Genomic DNA, 21,243 nt, shown 5'->3' with positions numbered 1-21,243 from the left:
ATGAAAGGGTTCCAACCCGAATTATACCAGCCGGGGTCTAACGGCCCTGATGTACCCACTATGGCACAGCCACGATCTGTGCATGTTCCACGTGGAACCGGGCGATGTGGGTCAGGTCCTGCAGCGCCGCCGGAGTTTCAGTGGCGGTGATGAAGATCTGTGCCGGCCCACTGAGCAGGCGCTCCAGTACCCGCGCCTGGTGGGTGCGATCCAGCTCCGAGGCCAGATCGTCCAGAGCGATCACCGGCCATTCGCCGCGCTGTTCCGCATAGTCTTCGGCCTGTGCCAGCAGGCAAGCCAATGCCGTCAGCTTGGCCTGACCGCGGGACAGCGCATCACGTCCCGGAATGCTATGGAAATCCACACTCCAGTCCGCCCGATGTGGACCGACCGAGGTGTATCCGGCCTGCCGGTCACGTTCCCGGGCCAAAAGCAGGGCATCGGCCAAGGGAAGCTCATGCCGCCGCCAACCGGGGCTCAGTTCCAGTCCCTGGATGCCGAGTTGCGGAGCCAGGCTGGCGGCCAACGCCACCGTGCGCTGTTGAAGACGCTCCAGATAGTGCTGACGGCGGCTGGTCAACGGTTCTCCGGCCTCGGCCAACTCATGGTCCCAGGTATCGAGCATCCGCGACGGCCCGCCCTGCTTGAGCAGGGCATTGCGCTGCTTCAGCGCACGGGAGTAGCGGCGCCACAGCGATAGAAAATCCGGTTCCACGTGGAACAAGCCCCAATCGAGGAATCGGCGGCGGGGTTCTCCGCCCCCGCTGACCAGTGCGTGGCTCCCGGGCTCGAACGTCACCACCGCCAGCGCTGCGCAGAGATTACCCAGCTGCGCGACATCTTCGCCATCCAATCGCCCCTTCCAGTCCTGGCCGCTGTGGCGCAGCCCGGCCTTTCGGCGGTGGGGCGGGTGATCGGCACGCTGTTCGTCCCATTCCACGAAGATTTCCAGCGCTTCCTGACCTTGGCGCACCAGACCGTCGCGCACCCGGCCACGGAAGCTGCGCCCGTAGGCCATCAGGTGCAGGGCTTCGAGCACGCTGGTCTTTCCGGCACCGTTGTCGCCGGTCAGCAGGTTCAATCCCGGCTGGGGCGACAGGTCCACCGCACTGAAGCGACGCAGTTGGTGCAAGGCGAGGCGGCGGATAAGCATGGGGCGCGAAAGACCATCCGCACAAGGCGGTAGTGGGGCAGGGAATCCATCAGCTTACTGCATCGGTCAAGCCAGCCGTGGCGCGCCAGACATCGCCACTGTGCTGAAGCCTCCGCCTGGCAGCCCTACGCGTGTTCCACGTGGTGGCGCTCCCTCACCTGTGCTCGCCTGGGTCTGGATATGCCACGGAATCCTTGAATTCTGAGCGGCGGCGCAGGGTACAAGCCCTCAGATTTCAGTGATTTCAGCCTCATTCCGCAAGCATCGCCAGGTACCCCGACGGTGGGTTGCGCGAACACCGCGCAGATTTCTTGAAATCTACGATGCGATGCCGTGGAGGGTTCCACAGATTTCAAAGAATTCAGCCCATTCGTTTCACGCTGTCCACAGCGGGTCTGTATGACTTATACACAAGGTATGGGCAAACTGTGGATAAAAAAGCCCTTTTGCCCGACCTGCGAAACTATCCACAGGTTCCCCCCCAGCCTGAGGGGCCTCTATACAGGGGGTTTCAGCTGCATAAATCTCTTAAAAATCAATTGGATAATGCATTTTTCCACGAAATCTGGGCCTACCATCACCACCATGCTTTAGATTTATACCCAGATTTAGAAGCTAGGCCAACCCTGATCCGGCCCCAACCAGGCCTGTGGACAGTGACGTCTGCAGATGAAGCAACCACTGCGATAGCGGATGCGATCCGCTTCATCCATCCGACCAGATCGGGTCACCTGCGATCAGGCTGAAGACCCGGAACTGCTTACTCGATCGAAGTTGGCTGGGCAGCGCCCAGGTCAGCAACCTGGATTCCTACCGCGCAGGGCCGATTGCATCGGAGGGGCAACCAAGAACAATCGCCAAGCAGCAATCTCGAGCAAGGCATTCGCCCAGACCTAGAGATTCCGCGATCCCCGATGCTCCACGTGGAACGTGCAAAAAAAACGCCCGGGAAAATCCCGGGCGTCCTTCGGTTCCACGTGGAACAGGCTGCAGTCAGAGACGCAGCGGCATCACCACGTGGCGCGACTTCTCGCTGCTGGATTCACGCACCAGCGCCGAGGAGTTGGAGTCGCGCAGCTGGATGATCACTTCCTCGTCGCGCAGGGCGGAGAGGGCATCCAGCAGGTAGTTCACGTTGAAGCCAATGGCCAGATCGCTGACCGTGGTGTCGGCTTCGATCTCTTCCTGGGCTTCTTCCTGCTCCGGGTTGTGCGCGCTGATCTTCAGGTTGCCCGGCGAGACTTCCACGCGGATACCGCGGTACTTCTCGTTGGACAGGATCGCAGCACGCTGCAGCGAGGCACGCAGTGCTTCACGATCAACCTTCACTTCGCGGTCGGCACCGATCGGGATCACCGCTTCGTAATCCGGGAAACGGCCGTCGATCAGCTTCGAGGTAAAGGTGACATCGTCGCGCTTGACGCGGACATGGCTGCGGCCGACTTCCAGCTCGATCTCGCGATCACCGCTTTCCAGCAGGCGCTGCAGTTCGGTCACGCCCTTGCGCGGCACGATGATCTGGCGCTTGGAACCGCTGGGCTTGGCCAGGTCGGTTTCACAAAGAGCCAGGCGGTGGCCGTCGGTGGCAACGGTACGCAGTGCATCACCGCGCAGGTCGAACAGCAGACCGTTGAGGTAGTAGCGCACGTCCTGCTGGGCCATTGCGAACGCGGTGCGCTCGATCAGCTCCTTCAGGGTCGCTTCGCCGATGGCCACGCGCTCGGTGGCTTCCACTTCGTCAACCGACGGGAAGTCATTGGAGGGCAGGGTAGCCAGGGTGAAGCGGCTGCGGCCGGCCTGCACGGTGATCTTGTCACCAGTCTGCGAGACGGTGATCCGGCTGCCATCGGGCAGGGCGCGGATGATCTCGAACAGCTTGCGGGCGGGAATGGTGGTTTCGCCGTCCTGGGCATCTTCAACCGCGATCCGCGACACCATCTCCACTTCCAGGTCGGTACCGGTCAGCGACAGCTGGCCGTTCTGCACCTGGACCAGGAAATTGGCCAGAACCGGAAGGGTCTGGCGGCGTTCGACCACGTTGACGACCTGTGCCAACGGCTTGAGAAAGGCTTCGCGCTGCAGTGTGAAACGCATGTGGTTCCGTGCCCCTATGCTTTAAAAAATGTGGAATAAATCAAAAGCTTGGTGGTGCTGGTAGAGACAGAATCGCTGGAAAACAACGCTAAGTCTTTGTAAATAAAAGGATTTCAGACCTCGAAACCCTCTGTATTACCGACCCCCAGAGGGTGGGGAAAGCTGTGGATAAATCCGACGCGATTTCAGACGCCTTTTTTATCCACAACGTGTCCCGCGCTTGCTACCGGATTCTGCACCGTTTTGTGCGATGACGCCTCATCGGCATCCGTGCATCATTCGCTCAGCTTCCGGATCAGCTTGTCCCAGTCCTCGCGGAGCTTGCCGTCGGTTTCCATCAGGGTCCGGATCTGGCGGCAGGCATGCAGCACCGTGGTGTGATCGCGACCGGCAAAGGCGTCGCCGATCTCGGGCAGGCTGTGCTCGGTCAGTTCCTTGGTCAGGGCCATGGCGACCTGGCGGGGGCGGGCCAGCGAGCGGGTCCGACGCTTCGACAGCAGATCCTTGATCTGCAGGCCGTAGTAGTCGGCAACGGTTTTCTGGATGTTGGGAATGCTGATCGCCTGCTGCTGGGCGCGCAGCAGGTCGCGCAGGGTTTCCTGGGCGAATTCGGTGGTGATCGCGCGGCCGGTGAAGTTGGCGCGGGCGGTCAGGGTATTGAGCGCACCCTCGAGGTCGCGCACGTTGGAGCGCATCTTCTTGGCGATCAGGAACGCAACATCATCGGGAATCTCCGCACCACGTTCGCGTGCCTTGGCCAGCACGATCGCGGCGCGGGTCTCGAAGTCCGGCGGTTCGATCGCGACCGACAGGCCCCAGGCAAGACGCGACTTCAGGCGCGCTTCCAGACCTTCGACTTCGCGCGGATAGCGGTCGCAGGTCAGGATGATCTGCTGCTTGCCATCGAACAACGCGTTGAAGGTGTGGAAGAACTCTTCCTGCGTGCGGTCCTTGCCGGCGAAGAACTGGATGTCATCGATCAGCAGCGCGTCCACCTGCTGGAACTGGCGCTTGAACTGATCCATGGTCTTTTCCTGGAGGGCCCGGATCATCGCGCTGAAGAACTGTTCCGAACGCAGGTACAGCACCTTCGCGCCCGGATTGGCCTGGCGCATCGCGTTGCCGGCGGCGAACATCAGGTGGGTCTTGCCCAGGCCGGTGCCTCCGTACAGCAGCAGCGGGTTGTGCGCGCGGTCGCCCGGCTTCTGCGCTGCCTGGAAGGCGGCGGCCAAGCCCAGCTGGTTGCTGCGGCCTTCGACGAAGTTGGCGAACGTGTAGTGGTTGTCCAGGTTGCCGGCGAAGGGCACCTGCGGTTCGCTGGACACATGCGCCGACGGCGTGGAAACCGGCGCGATCTGCGCCTCCACAGGACGCGGGCGCGAGCCGATTTCAAGAAAAACGTCGCTGAAACCGGCGAAATGAGCCAGCAGTTCGCGGATCCGGGCCAGGTACAGCTCGCGGACCTGGTCGACGATGAAGGCATTCGGTGCATACAGCACCAGGCTGTCCACGCGCAGATCGGCCTGCAGCGGCTTCAACCAGGTATGAACGTCTTCCGGCGGGAACTCCGCTTCGAGGCGCTCGAGACTACGGGACCAAGCATCCATCAGCAATAATCGTCCGGTGGCCGGGGCATGGACGCGACAAGGCGCCCAAACACAGGCCGGAAAGGGGGGAAATGGATGGCTCAGACTACCACCGAGCGCCCGCCTTCGGAATGCTTGTCCCCTACTTATTCACAAAAACATCCACAGCTATTGCACAGCCCAGTGAATTCGCGTAGCTGACAGGGGTTGACTTGGGGCGGGGTACCTCTCTAGAATTTCCGGTTCTTTCCGTCCCATTCATACGAGAGGCCCCCAATGGCCACGAAGCGCACCTACCAGCCCAGCAACCTCAAGCGTAAGCGCGACCACGGCTTCCGTGCCCGTATGAAGACCGCTGACGGCCGCAAGATCCTGTCGCGTCGCCGCGCCAAGGGCCGCAAAGTCCTGAGCGCCTGATTGCCATGCCGCACCCTGCGGCAGACGCAATCCCTTCGACAGTGAATACTGCAGACCCGCGCAAGCGATTCCCTCGCTCTGCGCGGGTTCGCACGCGTGCCGAATACTCAACGGTCTTCAACGGCGCCCGCCGTGTGTCCGATCCGCTGATGACCCTGCACTGGCTGCCGGCTGACCGGCCGGCCAGGCTGGGTCTGGCGGTTTCCCGCAAGGTCGATCCGAACGCCGTTGGGCGTAACCGGATCAAGCGCGTCCTGCGCGACATCCTGCGTCAGACACGTACCGACATCCAGCCAGGCGACTTTGTCGTCGTGGCTCGTAGTGCTGCGCGTTCCGCCAGCAACGACGAGATCCGCCAGGCCTTCCTGCGCCTGCTGCGTCGCCTGCGTGCATTGCCCACGCCGGGCGTGGACGGCACAATGCCGCCGCCTGATGGCATCGCAACTCCTTCTTTGACCGAGCCGGCATCGCGTCCCGGCCCCGCCGAGCCTGTCCGCTGATGAACCAGACCCGCGTATTCCTCATTTTTGCCTGGCTGATGGTGGCCGTGCTGCTGTGGATGGAGTGGAGCCGTGAAAAGGCTGCTCCGACCCCGGCACCGACGACCACGTCGGCCCCGGCCGCCGCACAGAGCGTTCCGGGCGCAACCCCGGGCGCCATCCCCAGCGCCCAGGTTCCGGGTGCCCCCGGCCAGGCCGCCGTGCAGGCCCAGGCCAGTGCCACCCCGGCCAGCCAGCGCGTGACCGTCACCACCGACGTGCTGCGCCTGGTGCTCGATGGCGGCCGCGTGCTCGACGCCGAGCTGCTGCAGTTCCCGCAGACCAAGGACGAAGGCAGCCCGCCGGTCCGCCTGCTGACCGAAGACCCCGCGCACCCGTACAGCGCGATCAGTGGCTGGGCCAGCGAAGACAAGAACACTCCGGTCCCCGGCGCTGACGGCTTCAAGCTGGTCGGTGACACCAGGGACTTCGTGCTGGCCAAGGGCCAGAACGAACTGCAGATCCCGTTCGTGTGGACCGCCGACAACGGCGTGACCATCAAGCGCACCCTGACCGTCTCGCGCAACGAGTACGCCGTGCGCTTCAAGGACGAAGTCAGCAACGCCGGCGCCGCGCCGTGGAACGGTTACGTCTACCGCACCCTGGACCGCACCCCGACCATCCTGTCGCGGAGCATGACCAACCCGGATTCCTTCAGCTTCAACGGTGCCACCTGGTACGACAACGACAAGAAGTACCAGCGTCGTGCGTTCAAGGACTACCTGGAAGACGGCACGCTGAACCAGAACATCACCGGCGGCTGGCTGGCGATGCTGCAGCACCACTTCTTCACCGCCTGGATCCCGCAGAAGGACCAGACCGCGCACTACGTGCTGTCGCAGGTGGCCGGTCGTGACCTGATCGAAGCGCGTGGCCCGGCCTTCACCGTGGCCCCGGGCCAGTCCACCAGCACCGAAGCCCGCCTGTGGGTCGGCCCAAAGCTGGTCAACCTGATCGCCAAGGAAGACGTACCGGGCCTGGACCGCGTGGTCGACTACAGCCGCTTCTCGATGATGGCGGTGATCGGCCAGGGCCTGTTCTGGGTGCTGAACCAGGTGCACAAGCTGGTCGGCAACTGGGGCTGGGCGATCGTCGGCCTGGTGGTGCTGCTGAAGCTGGTGCTGTACCCGCTGTCGGCGACCCAGTACAAGAGCGGCGCCAAGATGCGTCGCTTCCAGCCGCGCATCGCGCAGCTGAAGGAACGCTATGGCGATGACCGCCAGAAGTTCCAGACCGCGATGATGGAGCTGTACAAGAAGGAAAAGATCAATCCGATGGGCGGCTGCCTGCCGATCCTCATCCAGATGCCGATCTTCTTTGCCCTGTACTGGGTGCTGGTGGAATCGGTCGAACTGCGCCAGGCGCCCTGGTTCGGCTGGATCCAGGACCTGACCGCACGCGACCCGTACTTCATCCTGCCGGTGATCAACGTGGCAGTGATGTGGTTCACCCAGAAGCTGACCCCGGCACCGGGCATGGACCCGATGCAGCAGAAAATGATGCAGTTCATGCCGCTGGTGTTCGGCGTCATGATGGCCTTCATGCCGTCCGGCCTGGTCCTGTACTGGGTGGTCAACGGTGGCCTGGGCCTGCTGCAGCAGTGGTGGATGACCAAGCGCCATGGCGGTGAGCCGGTTCCGGCCACCACCGCGCCGGCCCCGGTCAAAAAGAAATAATCCCGACTGGTAGAGTCGACTGTCAGTCGACTGGCGGATGGGCAGTCGACTGACAGTCGACTCTACCGCCCCGATCGACCCGAGAAGCCCGCCGCAAGGCGGGCTTTTCGCATGCGGCGTTAGAATCGCCTGCACACCGTTCCTCCATCCATCGAGTCCGTCATGCCGCGTGCGTCGTCGTTCCGCCTGTTCCTGCCCTCGCTGCTGTTGACCCTGGTCGTTGCCGGCTGCGGCGACAAGGACGCGAAGGCGCCGGCGACCACGGTCACCCAGCCGAGTGCGCAGGCCGCGGCCGCCGCCGATCCCGCTGCGGCCCCGTTGCTGGCCGCGCTGCAGAAGCAGCTCGACGGCTACCGCCGGATCATCGTGCTGCTGGCCGACGAGGAACAGCAGTCGGCCGCCGACCGCGGCACCTCTACGCGTGTGGGCCAGCAGTTGTTCCACGATGGCCTGGAACAGCGCACGGCCATCGCCGCACAGTTCGACTCGCTGCTGCGCGGCTCCAGTCCGCAGCGCTTCGCCACCCTCGGCACCGTGCTGGACTACATCGAGTCGGCGCCGGAACTGTTCGACGCCGACCGTCTGGCCTTCCGCGAAGTGCTGCGTGACCTGCATGAGCGGGTCGGCACCGATTCGTCGCTGCCGGCGGTGAAGCTGCACCAGCGCATCGGTGAGGACCTGGAAGCGCTTGATGAGATCGAGCGCAACTACAACCAGGAACTGACCCGCATCTTCAGCCGTTTCGAGCGCACCCGCGCCATCGAACTGAAGCGTGAGAAGTGGGACGACTACATCGCCCACCTGCACAAGGACTACAGCCGCGAAGCGATCCTGCGCGACTACGGCGTGATCGAACCGTACCCGATGTCGATGAAGGACAGCGACCGCGAGATCTTCGGCCGCGACCTGCCGGCCAAGACCGTGGTGCTGACCTTCGACGATGGCCCGCACAAGGCCTATACCGATGAAGTGGTGGCCATCCTCAAGCGCTACGACGTGCCGGGCGTGTTCTTCGAAGTAGGTCGCAACCTGGGCAAGGTCGAGGCCGATGGCAAGGTCAGCCTCGGGCCGATGGCGAAGATCAGCCGCAACCTGATGGAAGAGGGCTATGCGGTGGGCAATCACAGCCTGACCCATGCCCAGTTGTCGCGCACCACCGGTGACGCGCTGCGCCAGCAGGTGCTGGACACCGACACGCTGCTCAAGGACGTCGACAGCAAGCGCGCGCCGCTGTTCCGCTTCCCGTACGGCGCGCGCAATGCCGAAGGCCTGCAGCTGCTCAACGAAGCCGGACTGAAATCGATCATGTGGAACATCGACTCGATGGACTGGGCCGACCCGGTGCCGGAGTCGATCGTGCAGCGCGTGCTCGACCAGGTGAACAAGGAGCAGCGCGGCATCATTCTGTTCCACGACATCCACGACCGTGCGGTGAAGGCGCTGCCGCAGATCCTCGATCGTTTGATCGCCGATGGCTACCAGTTCGCCGGCTGGAACGGTCGCGACTTCACCGTCGCCCGCGCGCGCAAGGGCGATGCCGGTGCCGCCACCGTGACCACCGGCTACGAGAAGTCCTGGGCGATCGTGGTCGGCATCGACAACTACGCCAAGTGGCCGAAGCTGGAATACGCCAGCCATGACGCGCAGGCGGTGGCCGATACCCTGACCGGGCAGTTCGGCTTCCCGTCCTCGCAGGTGATCGTGCTGAAGAACGAGCAGGCCACCCGCAACAACATCCTGGCCGCCTTCCACGACCGCCTGGCCGACGACCGCACCGGAAAGAACGACCGCGTGTTCGTGTTCTTCGCCGGCCATGGCGCCACTCGCCAGCTCGCCTCCGGGCGCGACCTCGGCTACATCATTCCGGTCGATTCGGATCCGAAGGAATTCGCCACCGACGCGATCGCGATGACCGACATCCAGAACATCGCCGAGAGCATGCAGGCCAAGCACGTGATGTTCGTGATGGATGCCTGCTACAGCGGCCTGGGCCTGACCCGTGGCGGCCCGTCGTCGTCGTCGTTCCTGCGCGAGAATGCCCGCCGCAGCGCGCGGCAGATGCTGACCGCCGGCGGTGCCGACCAGCAGGTGGCCGATGCCGGCCCGAACGGCCACTCGGTGTTCACCTGGGTGCTGCTGCAGGCGCTGGCCGGCAAGGGCGACCTCAACGGCGATGGCCTGATCACCGGTACCGAGCTGGCCGCCTACGTGGCGCCGGCGGTATCGGCGGTCTCGCACCAGACCCCGGCCTTCGGCAGCCTGCCCGGTTCCCAGGGGGGCGAGTTCGTGTTCCAGGTGCCGGACAGCCAGGAATTCCTCAACGCTGATACGCGCCAGCTGACTGCCGATGCGATCGCGCTGAACAGCAAGGTGGATGCCGCCAGTGAAGCCAAGGGTGCCCAGGCGCCGGTAACCGTGGCCGATCTGCAGGGCGGAAAGGCCAAGCTGGTGGTGCCCACCGCCGGCCCGGCGTCCGACCGCCAGCGCGCACAGCAGGCCAACGACCGCGGCCTGCAGCTGTACCGCGAGAAGCAGTACGACGAGGCGGCCGCGCAGTTCACCGAGGCGCTGAAGCTGCGCCCGGACTTCGCCCAGGCCGCCAACAACCTCGGTTTCGTCTATTACCGTCAGCAGCGCTACGCCGAAGCGGCACGCTGGCTGGAGAACACGCTGAAGATCGACCCGTCGCGTGCGGTGGCCTATCTCAACCTGGGCGATGCCTACTTCAACGCCGGCGACAAGGCCAAGGCGAAGCAGGCCTACACCACCTACCTGGCGTTGCAGCCGCAGGGTAGTGGTGCCGCGCAGGCACGCGCGCAGCTGGAGAAACTCTGAACCATGAACGACGCGATCCGCACCGACACCATCGTGGCCATCGCCAGCGCGCCGGGCGCTGGCGGTGTCGGCCTGCTGCGCCTGTCCGGTCCGCGCGCAGCGGCCATCGCCAACGCGTTGGGTGCGCCTGCACTGCGCCCGCGCCATGCGCACTATGCGCGCCTGCGCGACGCCGATGGCGAAGTCATCGACGATGGCATCGTGCTGTGGTTCCCGGCGCCGAACAGCTTCACAGGCGAAGAGGTGGTTGAACTGCAGGGACACGGCAGCCCGGTGCTGCTGCAGCAACTGGTCGCGCGCTGCATTGCGCTCGGTGCGCGCCAGGCGCGACCGGGTGAGTTCAGCGAACGCGCGTTCCTCAACGGCAAGCTCGACCTGGCCCAGGCCGAGGCCATCGCCGACCTGATCGCGGCCGGCGACAGCCGCGCCGCGCGCGCTGCACGCCGTTCGCTGGACGGCGTGTTCTCGCGCCGTATCGACGCGGTGATCGAACAGCTGGTACTGCTGCGCATCCATGTGGAAGCGGCCATCGACTTCGCCGACGAACCACTGGACACCCTCGGTGGCGCGCAGGTGCGGCGTGGCCTGGAACAGGCGCGCAGCGACCTTGGCCTGCTGCGCCGCGACGCCGAACGCGGTCGTCGCCTGCGCGATGGCCTGCATGCGGTGCTGATCGGCCCGCCGAACGCCGGCAAGAGCTCACTGCTCAATGCATTGGCCGGTAGTGAACGCGCCATCGTCACCGACATCGCCGGCACCACCCGCGACACCTTGCGCGAGACCATCCGCCTGGATGGCCTGGAGCTGACCCTGGTCGACACCGCCGGCCTGCGCGACGGCGGTGACGCCATCGAACGCGAAGGCATGCGCCGCGCCCACGTGGAAATCGAGCGCACTGACCTGGCGCTGATCGTGCTGGATGCGCGCGATCCAGCGGCCGGCGAAGCCGCGCTGGGCGAGGCCGTAGCGGCGGTGCCGCACAAGGTCTACATCCACAACAAGTCGGACCTGCTGGAGACGTTGCCGGCACTGGACGATCCGGACCGCGTGTTCGTCTCGGCTGCGACTGGTGCCGGGCTCGACGATCTACACGCGCGCCTGCGCAGCATCGCCAGCGCCGGGGCAGGGGAGCAGGTGGATGGCGAGTTCTCCGCCCGCACCCGCCACGTGGATGCGATCGAGCGTGCGCAGGAACACGCGCAGCGTGCTGATGGCGAGCTGGTGCACGAGCACCTGGAACTGGCTGCCGAGGAACTGCGGCTGGCACATGACGCGCTGGGCGAGATCACCGGGCAGATGAGTGCGGATGATCTGCTGGGCAGGATTTTCTCAAGTTTCTGCATCGGGAAGTAACCCCTGGCTCTGGTAGATGCCAACCTTCGCTCTGGTAGGTGCCAACCTTGGTTGGCACAGGGCGTCCGGGGTCATGGACGCAGGCTGGCAGAGCGCCGACCAAGGTCGGCGACTACCGGATACATGGGGTCCCCCACCTGTCACATTGCCGCCTCATACTGACGCCCATCACATACCGCTTGGGGAAGTCGCAGTGAAGTCGTGGGGTTGTGCGTTGCTGTTGTCGCTGGCCGTGGCACCATCGGTGGCCATGAGTGCTGAATCCTCCACCCCGGCCGCGCACAAGGTGTCGGTCTATGGCCATCGCGGCGCAAGCGCGCTGCTGCCCGAGCACACCCTGGCGGCTTATGCGCAGGCCATTGCCGATGGCGCTGACTACATCGAACCGGACCTGGTGATGACCAGGGACGGGGTGATGGTGGCCCGCCATGAGAACGAGATCGGTGGCACCACCGATGTCGCCTCGCATCCGGAGTTCGCCAGCCGCCGCACCAGCAAGGTCATCGACGGGCAGAAGGTCGACGGCTGGTTCACCGAAGACTTCACCCTGGCCGAGCTGAAGACCCTGTACGCGCGCGAGCGCCTGCCGGAGCTGCGCAGCACCGCCTACGACGGTCAGTTCCGCATCGCCAGCCTGGACGAGATCCTGGCCTTCCTGGTCCAGCAGGCCGGGCGCGCCAACCGCGGCATCGGCCTGGTGCCGGAGATCAAGCACCCGACCTACTTCCAGTCGATCGGCCTGCCGATGGAAGACAAGCTCCTGACCGCGCTGCGCGGCAACGCCTACACCAACGTCGGCCCGGTCACCATCCAGTCGTTCGAGACCGCCAACCTGCGCTACCTGCGCGGCAAGATCCCGCGCGGCAGCAACTTCCGCCTGCTGCAGCTGCTGTGGAAGGGCGACACCCAGCCCGCCGACATCGCCAAGGCCGGTGGCACGCTGACCTACGCGCAGATGATGACCCCGGCCGGACTGAAGGACATCGCCAGCTACGCCGACAGCATCGGCCCGGAACTGCGCTCGATCATTCCGCTGGATGCCAAGGGCGCGCTGAGCACGCCGACCACGCTGGTACAGGACGCACATGCAGTGGGCCTGATGGTGATTCCGTACACCTTCCGTCCGGAGAACCACTTCCAGGCCAGCAACCTGCGCAAGGGTGCCGACAGCGCGCGCAATGCCGAGGGATCGATCGCCGAAATGCGTGCCTATCTGGCTACTGGCATCGATGCCTTCTTCACCGATGACCCGGCACTGGGCCGGCAGGCGGTGGATGGGATGAGCGCGGCGGGGAATGCGGCGAACTGACGGGTTCTGGTAGGTGCCAACCTTGGTTGGCACACAACAACCGTGCCGACCAAGGTCGGCCACTACCGGCTCATGAGGTTGCCGGCCAGCGGCCGGCACTACCATCGATCAACCGCGCGGCTCGCCCGGCCGGCGGAACGGGATCACCACATAGTCCTGGCCTTCGCGCGGCTGCCACAGCACCGGCACGCGCTGCGGTGACGGCGGCTCCAGCTCATCGTCGGCCAGCGGTTCGATGTCTTCTTCCTCGTCTTCCCAGCTGTAGCGCGGGCGCGGCGGCAGCGGGTCGGCATTGCGGAACAGCAGCGCGGCGATGATGCCGGCGAAGGCGCCGCCCATGTGCGACTGCCAGGACACGCCGTCGGCGTGCGGCAGGATGGTCATCAGCATGCCGCCGTAGAACAGCATGCCGATCAGGCCGGTGGCGATCGCCGCGCGATCGCGGCGCAGCAGGCCGAGGCTGGCCAGCAGGAACATCAGGCCGTGGGTTACGCCACTCGCGCCCAGGTGCACGCTGCCCGGATTGCCCAGCATCCACGCGCCGATGCCCGAGCCCAGCCACAGCAGGGGCAGGGCGCGCACGGTGGCTTTCGGGTAGACGCTGCCGGCCAGCGTGCCGAGGATCAGGATGGCGATGCTGTTGGCGACGATGTGCTCGACCGAGGCGTGCAGCATCGGGCCGCCGATCAGGCCAAGCAGGCCCTTGGCTTCCAGTGGCGCCACCGCCCACGGTCGCCAGTCGAACGTGCCCTGCAGGGCGAACACGGCCACCAGCACCAGCACGGCGGCCAGGCTGACATTGAACGCCCGCAGGATGCGCGCGCGGTCATTGCGGGGGGCCGGCACGTCGCCAGCGGGCAGGGGCGCGTTGTTGTTCATACCTCAGCAATGGCGGTGGTTGGTGCGAAACCAAGGCCACCGCGGCGGGAGAGTGGGTGCGGCCGGCGGGACAATCCCGCCGGCCGGCCGTGATCAGGCGTGGCCGGAGCCTTCCTTCGGCGGGTACTTCAGGCTCAGGACCACGGTGGCGGCGATGATCACCGCGACCACGCCCAGCGACACCGGGGTCGGGATCTTGAACAGGTCGATGATCATCATCTTGATGCCGATGAAGCCCAGCACCAGCGCCAGCCCGTACGGCAACAGGTGGAAGCGGTCGGCCATGCCGGCCAGCAGGAAGAACATCGCGCGCAGGCCCAGCACCGCGAACACGTTGGAGGTGAGCACGATGAACGGGTCGGTGGTGATCGCGAAGATCGCCGGGATGCTGTCCACCGCGAAGATCACGTCGGTGACCGCGATCAGGATCAGCACCGCGAACAGCGGGGTGAACCAGCGCACGCCATCGCGCTTCACGCTCAGCGCATTGCCGGCGTAATCCGGCAGCAGGCGCAGGTGCTTGCGCATCCAGCGCAGCGCCGGGTTGGCCTCCAGGTCCGGCTCCTGGCCAGCGGCGAACCACATCTTCCAGCCGGTGAACAGCAGGAAGGCACCGAACACATAGAGCAGCCAATGGAACTGGGTGATCAGCACGCTGCCGGCGAAGATCATGATCGTACGCAGCACGATCGCGCCCAGGATGCCGATGATCAGCACCTTCTGGCGCTGTTCCTCCGGCACCGCGAAGTAGCTCATGATCATCAGGAAGACAAAGATGTTGTCGACCGCCAGTGCCTTTTCGACCAGGTAGCCGGTCAGGAACTCGAGGCCGACCTTGTTGGCCACCACCTGGCCGGCGGTCTCATTCAGGTAGTACCAGAGGCCCGCATTGAACAGCAGGGCCAGCGCGACCCAGCCGATGGACCACCACAGGGCCTCCTTGAAGGTGACCTTGTGCGGTCCACCATGGCGCATCAACACGAGGTCGACCAGCAGGGCGATGACCACCACCGCTGCGAAGCCGCCCCACAACCACACGTTACCGATCGTCTGCATTGGGAATGTCCGTTGGAAAGATGAATGCCAGGCCGGACGGCGAGGATCTGCAACGGAGGATCGGGAGGGGGATCCAGGGACAGAGCTTCGCCAGTACGGCGAAGGTCTCGCTCGCAGTTCCAGTCGGCTGGAACTGCCGTTGCACCGGAGCCTGCGGGCTCGAAATGACGGCGACAACGTCTGGGAGCTACTCCCCTTCTGCCGCCGATTCTGCGGCCTGGCCGGGCCGCAGTCAAATGCCCCTGCACTGGGGTCGAGTCCCCAACGGGGCTCCGCTCCCCGCTCTGGTAGATGCCAACCTTGGTTGGCATACCCGCCGGGGTCAGAGCCCCTTCGGAGATCCGACCCCGGTGCCCGGTTTACAATAGGTGGATGAATACCCCCCTTCCGATTGTCCGCCTCAAGAATGCGTGGCGTTCCAGCCACCCGTGGATCTTCCAGAAACTGGTCGAGAAGCCGACCGTCCGGCCCAAGCCCGGTTCCATCGTCGACGTGGTCGGCATCGATGGTGAGTTCATCGGCCGCGGGTTCTACAACGGGCACTCGCGCATCGCCGTGCGCATCCTCGAAACCGACCAGAACGTGCCGGTCGATGCCGGCTGGTTCTCGCGCAAGATCGCCCAGGCGGTGTCGCTGCGCCGTGAGGTGCTCAAGCTCGACGCGGTGTCCGACGCCTGGCGCGTGGTGCACAGCGAAGGCGACGGCCTGTCCGGCCTGGTGGTCGACCGCTACGGCGACCTGGTGGTGGTCGAGTTCTTCGCCGCCGGCATGTTCCGTCACCGCGAGTGGATCTACGACGCCCTGCGCGAACAGTTCCCAGGCTGCCGTTTCCACAGCTTCGCCGATGAGCACGTGCAGAAGCAGGAAAGCTTCGACTTCCACGGCAATACCACCACCGAAGCGTCGGTGATCACCGAGTACGGCATCAAGTTCCGCGCCGACCCGGCCGGTGCGCACAAGACCGGCTTCTTCGCCGACCAGCGCGAGAACCGCGAGTGGTTGAGCCAGCAGGTGGAAGGCAAGAGCGTGCTGGACCTGTGCTGCAACACCGGCGGTTTTGCGGTATATGCGGCGGCGCGTGGTGCTTCGGAAGTGGTCGGCATCGATATCGATGAGGACGTCATCCAGATCGCCAAGGGCAATTCGCGCCTGAACAACGTGCGCCCGAAGTTCATCCAGTCCGACATCTTCCCGTGGCTGCGCGACGCCGCCAACCGCGGTGAGCAGTACGACGTGGTGATCCTGGACCCGGCGAAGATGACCCGCGACCGCGACCAGGTCATCACCGCGCTGAAGAAGTACCTGGACATGAACAAGCTGGCGCTGGGCGTGGTGAAGCCGGGCGGCCTGTTCGCCACCTTCTCGTGCACCGGCCTGGTGGCCGAGGACCAGTTCCTCGACATGCTGCGCCGCGCGGCCTATTTCTCCGGTCGCACGATCCAGATCCTGAAGGTGGCCGGCGCCGGTCCGGACCATCCGTTCATGGCCCACGTGCAGGAATCGCGTTACCTGAAGGCCGTGTTCTGCCGCGTGGTGGACTGATTCCAACCTGTAGAGTCGAGCCATGCTCGACTCGCGCGGTCCTTGATCAGATCAGTCGAGCATGGCTCGACTCTACAAATCAATGGGCCCCGGGCCTGCAGCGCCAGGGAATGGTCCATGCGCAAGGCCATTGTCCTGCCCGGTTGAGCACCGGCGGCGCGCACCTCAGGGGGGCGCGCCCGCCTGTGCCGGTGGCGCCTGCAACTGCTGCAGCAGGCCGTTGATCACCCGGGCCCGGCCGCGCACGTGGTAGCCCAGCGTGGTCAGGCCGATGCCAGCGATGACCAGCAGCAGCAGCGACCAGGCGATCGCCGTGCCGATGAAGTGCAGCGCGCCCATGCGCAGCCAATGGTCATGCAGCCACGCTTGGCTGCGCACCGAATAGGGAACCTTGGCTTTGGCTTCAAAACGCGCACGGATGACATCGGGCACCGCGATACCGATGTCCTCGCCACGGGCGACGGCCTGGCCGACGTCGTTCAAGGGGATGCTGGGCCTTCCCAGCGAGCGCTGCGCCTGCAGGTAGCCCTGCCATTGCGGGCTGAGCGTCGCGAAACCCGGGCTGTCGATGAGCTTGCCGAGCTGGCTGCTGTCGAGCTTCCTGCCATCGCCGGTGTCAGCCCGGCTGAAGTCGGGACTGACGATTCCGCTGCCGAACAGCAGGCCGACCAGCACCGGACCACCAATCACGAACGAGAAGGTGAAGTGGCGCACGCCGCGGTTGAGCAGCACCCTGCGCAGGCCGAATCCCATCCAGAACAGCAGCCCGCCAAAGAGGATCAGGTTGGCCAGCAGCAGCAGGGCAGATGTGCCGGGATCAGTGCCGTAGCCGGCCGGCACGTGTGCCGAGGGTGGACTGCCGGTCAGCCCCTGCAGGAAGATCATGGACAGCAGCGCTGTGGCCGGCAGCACCGCCAGACACGCCAGACCCAGGGTGCGTGCGAACGAACCCCGGCGATACAGCGCGCGCAGTCCGGGAACCGCTTCGACCCGCGGCTGCAGTTCCGCCGGTACCTTCAGTGGGTCGGGCCGGGACGTGATCATGCCGGTTCTCCGGAAGTGCGCAGCAGCTGCTGCAGGGCCTGTTTCAACTGGTCCTGTGCCTGCGAGGCGCGGTAGACCAACTGCGGGCTGGCGTTGTCGCTGTTGTGCAGGGCGAGGACGGTCTGGCGCCAGATCGGCAGCAGGATCTGCACCGTCTCGCTGTAGCGGTCCAGCAGTTCGATGGCGTGGTTGCGTGCCAGCTGCACCTGGATGCGGCTCATCGAATGGCTGGCCAGCAGTGCGGTCAGGTTGGCGATGCGGCGCTGCAGGCGCTCCACAGGGCGATCCAGCACCATCGGGTCATCGCTGGCAGCACTTCCCGGGGGCAGTTCCTGCAGGAACTGCACGCCCGCATCGATGTAGATCTGCAAGTGTGCGCCCTGCACGTCATGCAGCTCCAGCTGAGCGTTCAACCGATCAACGCTGCTGCGTACCGCAACCGCCTGGCGCTCGATCTCGGCCAGCACGTCACCGTTTCCCCCCAGCGCAATGCGTCGGCGCAGGCGCTGCTCGATGTCGGCACCGGTGAACCGGTCCCACCAGCCAGCGCGTTCCAGCAGTGCATTGGGGTCATGCTCGGAGAGGCGGCTGACCAGTTCAGCCAGCGCCTTGGCCAACGCCTTGGCGCTGCCGTCCTGCCAGGCCGGTTCCGCACTGGCGCTGGCCAGTTCGGCCGGGCCATAGCGACCGATGTCGATGCGCCCGGCGAACAGGACCGGCAGCACATCGCGCTTGAGCTGTTCGACGCTCGGCGCGCAGGGAAGCGGTGGAGGAACAGGGGGCGGCATCGGGATTCCGTCTCAGGGGGCGACGCAGCGCGGGGCTGCCAAGGCTGTTAGCGGCTGCCGCCGAGTGTAATGGAGCACGCGCGCTGTCGTCCGGCACTACCCCCGGTCACCCTCACGGCGCTATGGTCGGCGTCTCCCAACATCGGTGGATGCCCATGCCTTCGTTGCGCCGTCTGTCCGTCGTGCTCGCCCTGGCGCTGTGTGCGCCGCTGTCGGCCCATGCCATCGAATTCAGTGCGCAGGAACTTGCCCGCGCCAAGGTCCTGCAGCAGCGCCTGGTCACTCTGGACAGCCATCTGGATACGCCGGCCAACTTCGGCCGAACCGGCTTCGATATCGAACAGCGCCACGACCGCAACGCGCTTTCGCAGGTCGACTACCCGCGCATGGTCGAAGGCGCGCTGGATGGTGGCTTCTGGGCGATCTACACCGATCAGGGCGACCGCAGCCCCGCCGCGCACCTGGCCGAGCGTGACCATGGCCTGCAGCGGTTGCTGGAGATCCGCGAGATGCTGGCGGCCAATTCCGAGCGTTTCGCGCTGGCATTGACCGCCGATGACGCGGCGCGTATCAAGGCCGCCGGCAAGCGCGTGGTCTACATCAGCATGGAAAACGCCAGCCCGCTGGTGGAAGACCCCAGCCTGCTCTCGTTCTACCACCGTGCCGGCCTGCGCCTGCTCAGTACCGTGCACTTTGCCAACAACGAGTTCGCCGATTCGGCCACCGACCCCAAGGGGACGGAGTGGAAAGGCCTGAGCCCGGCCGGCAAGAACCTGGTGCGGCAGGCAGTGAAGCTGGGCATCGTGATCGACCAGTCGCATGCCTCGGACGCGGTGTTCGATGACCTGCTGGCGATGATGCCGGTGCCGTTCGTGCTGTCGCACAGCTCGGCCAAGGCCGTGTATGACCACCCGCGCAATCTGGATGACGCGCGCCTGCGCAAGTTGGCCAAGGCCGGTGGCGTGATCCAGGTGAACGCCTACGGTGGCTACCTGATCGACACCGCAAAGACGCCCGAGCGCAAGCAGGCCGAAGAAGCGTTGAGCAAACAGCTCGGTGGCTGGGAAGGAATGAACATCGAGCAGGGCGTGCAGCTGCTGAAGGCCGAGCAGGCGTTGGACCACGAGCACCCAGTGCGCCATGCCAGCCTGGACGACTTCTTCGCCCACTTCGAGCACATCCTCAAGGTGGTCGGCCCCGAGCACGTGGGCATCGGCCTGGACTGGGATGGCGGCGGTGGCCTGAGCGATCTGCCCGATGTCAGCCAGCTGCCGAAGATCACCGCGTGGCTGCTGCGCAAGGGCTATACCGAGCAGCAGATTGCCGGCATCTGGGGCGGCAACCTGTTGCGGGTGATGCGCCAGGCGCAGGATTACGCCGCAAAGCAGGGCGGTTGAAACGACCTGCGGTAGTGCCGGCCGCTGGCCGGCATTGCCCCTATCAACAGGATGCGGGTTGCCGGCCAGCGGCCGGCACTACCGGTGATCCGGTTATTTCGCGATCAGCGCGTGGCGACGGCTGTACAGGAAGTACAGCACCAGGCCGGCCAGGTTCCACAGCAGGAAGTACAGCTGGGTGCTGTGCGGCAGGCTGAGGAACAGGTAGATGCAGCCCAGCGCGGCCAGCGGGCCGACCACGAAGGCCAGCGGGGTGCGGAAGGTACGTTCGCGGTTGGGCTCGCGCAGGCGCAGCACCACCAGGCAGATGCCCACGGCGGTGAACGCGGCCAGGGTACCGGCGTTGGCCAGCGCGGCAATCTCGTCCAGGCGCGCAACGCCGGCCAGCGCCGACACCACCACCGCGGTGAACAGCGTGGTCGCCACCGGCGTGCCGGTACGTGCATTGACCTTGGACAGGCTGCGCGGCAGCAGGCCATCGCGGCTCATCACGAAGAAGATGCGGCTCTGGCCGTACAGGAAGGCCAGCAGCACGGTCGGCAGCGCGATGATCGCGATCACGCCGATCACCATCGCCGCCGTCGGATGACCGAGCTGGCGCATGATCAGGGCCAGCGGCTCGGCGCTGTGGCCGAACACCGCGTAGCTCATTGCACCGACCGCGGCCAGCGCCACCAGCACGTAGACGATGGTGCAGCCGATCATCGAACCGATGATGCCGATCGACAGGTCGCGGCCCGGGTTCTTGGTTTCCTCGGCGGCGGTGGAGATCGCATCGAAGCCGTAGAACGCGAAGAAGATGATCGCCGCTGCCGCCATCACGCCGTGTTCGACGCCATCGGGTCCGATCGACTTGGCGAAGCCGTACGGCATGAACGGCTGCAGGTTGGCGCTGTCGAACGCGGGCAGCGCCACGGCCACGAAGATGGCCAGCGCGATCAGCTTGAACACCACCAGGATGGCGTTGAGGGTGGCGCTTTCCTTGGTGCCGGCCATCAGCATGCCGGCCACCAGCCAGGTGATGATGATCGCCGGCAGGTTGATCATGCCGCCTTCCACGTGCGGGCCGGCCGCCAGCCAGGCCGGCAGGTGCACGTTCCAGCCGAACTGGGTGTGGATCCATTCGAGGAAGCCGACGAAGTAGCCGGACCAGCCTACCGCCACCGTACTCACCACCAGCGAGTACTCCAGGATCAGGCTCCAGCCCACCACCCAGGCAAACACTTCGCCCAGCGCGCTGTAGCTGTAGGTGTAGGCACTGCCGGCGGCCGGCATCATCGTCGACAGCTCGGCGTAGGACAGCGCCGCGCAGGCACAGACCGCACCGGCGATGGCGAAGGAGATCAGCACGGCCGGGCCGGCCAGGTTGGCACCGACGCCGATCAGCGTGTAGATGCCGGTACCGACGATGGCGCCAATACCCAGCGCGATCAGGTGCGGCCAGCTGAGCGTCGGGATCAGACGCCTGCCGGCTTCGTGGACGGTGACGGAATCTAGGGACTTGCGCCGGAACAGGGACATGCAGGCCTCGGAAGGGGTGACTAAGAACGACAAGTTCCCGAGTGTGACCGAACG

The 21,243-nt window shown here is 65.4% G+C and carries 16 protein-coding genes; 8 read left to right on the top strand and 8 right to left on the bottom strand.

Going from position 1 to position 21,243, the window contains the following annotated elements; all coding sequences use genetic code 11:
- Positions 1-58: 58 nt before the first annotated feature.
- The 3 genes from recF to dnaA all read right to left on the bottom strand — a co-directional run bounded on the left by recF (position 59) and on the right by dnaA (position 4,854).
- On the bottom strand, positions 59-1,153 hold the full coding sequence (recF, locus tag R1H25_RS00175) for a DNA replication/repair protein RecF (protein ID WP_099588657.1): 1,095 nt from the start codon (positions 1,151-1,153) through the stop codon (positions 59-61).
- A 993-nt stretch (positions 1,154-2,146) separates the two neighbouring features.
- Positions 2,147-3,247 carry a DNA polymerase III subunit beta gene (gene dnaN / locus R1H25_RS00170; protein ID WP_005411731.1) on the bottom strand — a complete coding sequence of 367 codons (1,101 nt, stop codon included), beginning with the start codon at positions 3,245-3,247 and terminating at the stop codon, positions 2,147-2,149.
- A 275-nt stretch (positions 3,248-3,522) separates the two neighbouring features.
- Complete coding sequence (dnaA, locus tag R1H25_RS00165; RefSeq protein WP_049447420.1) at positions 3,523-4,854, bottom strand: chromosomal replication initiator protein DnaA; 1,332 nt, start codon at positions 4,852-4,854, stop codon at positions 3,523-3,525.
- Positions 4,855-5,109: 255 nt separating this feature from the next.
- On the opposite strand from dnaA, the gene rpmH reads away from it, so the two are divergent.
- The 6 genes from rpmH to R1H25_RS00135 all read left to right on the top strand — a co-directional run bounded on the left by rpmH (position 5,110) and on the right by R1H25_RS00135 (position 12,962).
- The gene (gene rpmH / locus R1H25_RS00160; RefSeq protein WP_005411729.1) at positions 5,110-5,250 is read left to right on the top strand and encodes a 50S ribosomal protein L34; all 141 of its coding nucleotides are present in this window, start codon (positions 5,110-5,112) and stop codon (positions 5,248-5,250) included.
- A 5-nt stretch (positions 5,251-5,255) separates the two neighbouring features.
- Complete coding sequence (rnpA, locus tag R1H25_RS00155; protein ID WP_005411728.1) at positions 5,256-5,750, top strand: ribonuclease P protein component; 495 nt, start codon at positions 5,256-5,258, stop codon at positions 5,748-5,750.
- Positions 5,750-7,465: a membrane protein insertase YidC gene (yidC, locus tag R1H25_RS00150; protein WP_049447419.1), complete on the top strand. Its 1,716-nt coding sequence runs from the start codon at positions 5,750-5,752 to the stop codon at positions 7,463-7,465. The genes rnpA and yidC overlap by 1 nt, the downstream gene beginning before the upstream one ends.
- Before the next feature lie 162 nt (positions 7,466-7,627).
- Positions 7,628-10,300 (top strand): polysaccharide deacetylase family protein, encoded by a 2,673-nt coding sequence (locus R1H25_RS00145; protein ID WP_317222281.1) that lies wholly within the window; start codon positions 7,628-7,630, stop codon positions 10,298-10,300.
- Positions 10,301-10,303: 3 nt separating this feature from the next.
- The gene (gene mnmE / locus R1H25_RS00140; protein ID WP_241881315.1) at positions 10,304-11,653 is read left to right on the top strand and encodes a tRNA uridine-5-carboxymethylaminomethyl(34) synthesis GTPase MnmE; all 1,350 of its coding nucleotides are present in this window, start codon (positions 10,304-10,306) and stop codon (positions 11,651-11,653) included.
- Positions 11,654-11,846: 193 nt separating this feature from the next.
- Positions 11,847-12,962: a glycerophosphodiester phosphodiesterase gene (locus R1H25_RS00135; RefSeq protein ID WP_317222280.1), complete on the top strand. Its 1,116-nt coding sequence runs from the start codon at positions 11,847-11,849 to the stop codon at positions 12,960-12,962.
- A gap of 108 nt (positions 12,963-13,070) precedes the next feature.
- On the opposite strand, the gene R1H25_RS00130 is transcribed toward R1H25_RS00135, so the two are convergent.
- On the bottom strand, positions 13,071-13,841 hold the full coding sequence (locus R1H25_RS00130; protein ID WP_317222279.1) for a rhomboid family intramembrane serine protease: 771 nt from the start codon (positions 13,839-13,841) through the stop codon (positions 13,071-13,073).
- Between the two features lie 93 nt (positions 13,842-13,934).
- Positions 13,935-14,897, bottom strand: a complete 963-nt coding sequence (locus tag R1H25_RS00125; protein WP_057501602.1) for a TerC family protein — start codon at positions 14,895-14,897, stop codon at positions 13,935-13,937.
- 372 nt (positions 14,898-15,269) lie between these two features.
- Here R1H25_RS00125 and R1H25_RS00120 point away from each other — a divergent pair, with 372 nt between their 5' ends.
- Positions 15,270-16,439, top strand: coding sequence for a class I SAM-dependent rRNA methyltransferase (locus R1H25_RS00120; RefSeq protein WP_005411721.1), 1,170 nt, complete (start codon positions 15,270-15,272; stop codon positions 16,437-16,439).
- 165 nt (positions 16,440-16,604) lie between these two features.
- Here the strand turns inward: R1H25_RS00120 and R1H25_RS00115 are convergent, their stop codons facing one another.
- Both R1H25_RS00115 and R1H25_RS00110 read right to left on the bottom strand, forming a co-directional pair.
- Positions 16,605-17,483 carry a hypothetical protein gene (locus R1H25_RS00115; RefSeq protein WP_317222278.1) on the bottom strand — a complete coding sequence of 293 codons (879 nt, stop codon included), beginning with the start codon at positions 17,481-17,483 and terminating at the stop codon, positions 16,605-16,607.
- On the bottom strand, positions 17,480-18,271 hold the full coding sequence (locus R1H25_RS00110; RefSeq protein WP_317222277.1) for a protein klaA: 792 nt from the start codon (positions 18,269-18,271) through the stop codon (positions 17,480-17,482). The genes R1H25_RS00115 and R1H25_RS00110 overlap by 4 nt, the downstream gene beginning before the upstream one ends.
- 155 nt (positions 18,272-18,426) lie before the next feature.
- On the opposite strand from R1H25_RS00110, the gene R1H25_RS00105 reads away from it, so the two are divergent.
- Positions 18,427-19,668: a dipeptidase gene (locus R1H25_RS00105; RefSeq protein ID WP_317222276.1), complete on the top strand. Its 1,242-nt coding sequence runs from the start codon at positions 18,427-18,429 to the stop codon at positions 19,666-19,668.
- A gap of 93 nt (positions 19,669-19,761) precedes the next feature.
- Here R1H25_RS00105 and R1H25_RS00100 read toward each other — a convergent pair whose 3' ends face one another.
- Positions 19,762-21,189, bottom strand: a complete 1,428-nt coding sequence (locus R1H25_RS00100; protein WP_049447410.1) for an amino acid permease — start codon at positions 21,187-21,189, stop codon at positions 19,762-19,764.
- Between the last annotated feature and the right edge of the window lie 54 nt (positions 21,190-21,243).

It is taken from the genome of Stenotrophomonas veracruzanensis (assembly GCF_032911525.1).
GTDB classification, from domain to species: Bacteria; Pseudomonadota; Gammaproteobacteria; order Xanthomonadales; family Xanthomonadaceae; genus Stenotrophomonas; species Stenotrophomonas africana.
Note: the sequence above shows the minus strand (reverse complement) of the source record. Positions and strands in the feature narration are given on the sequence as shown.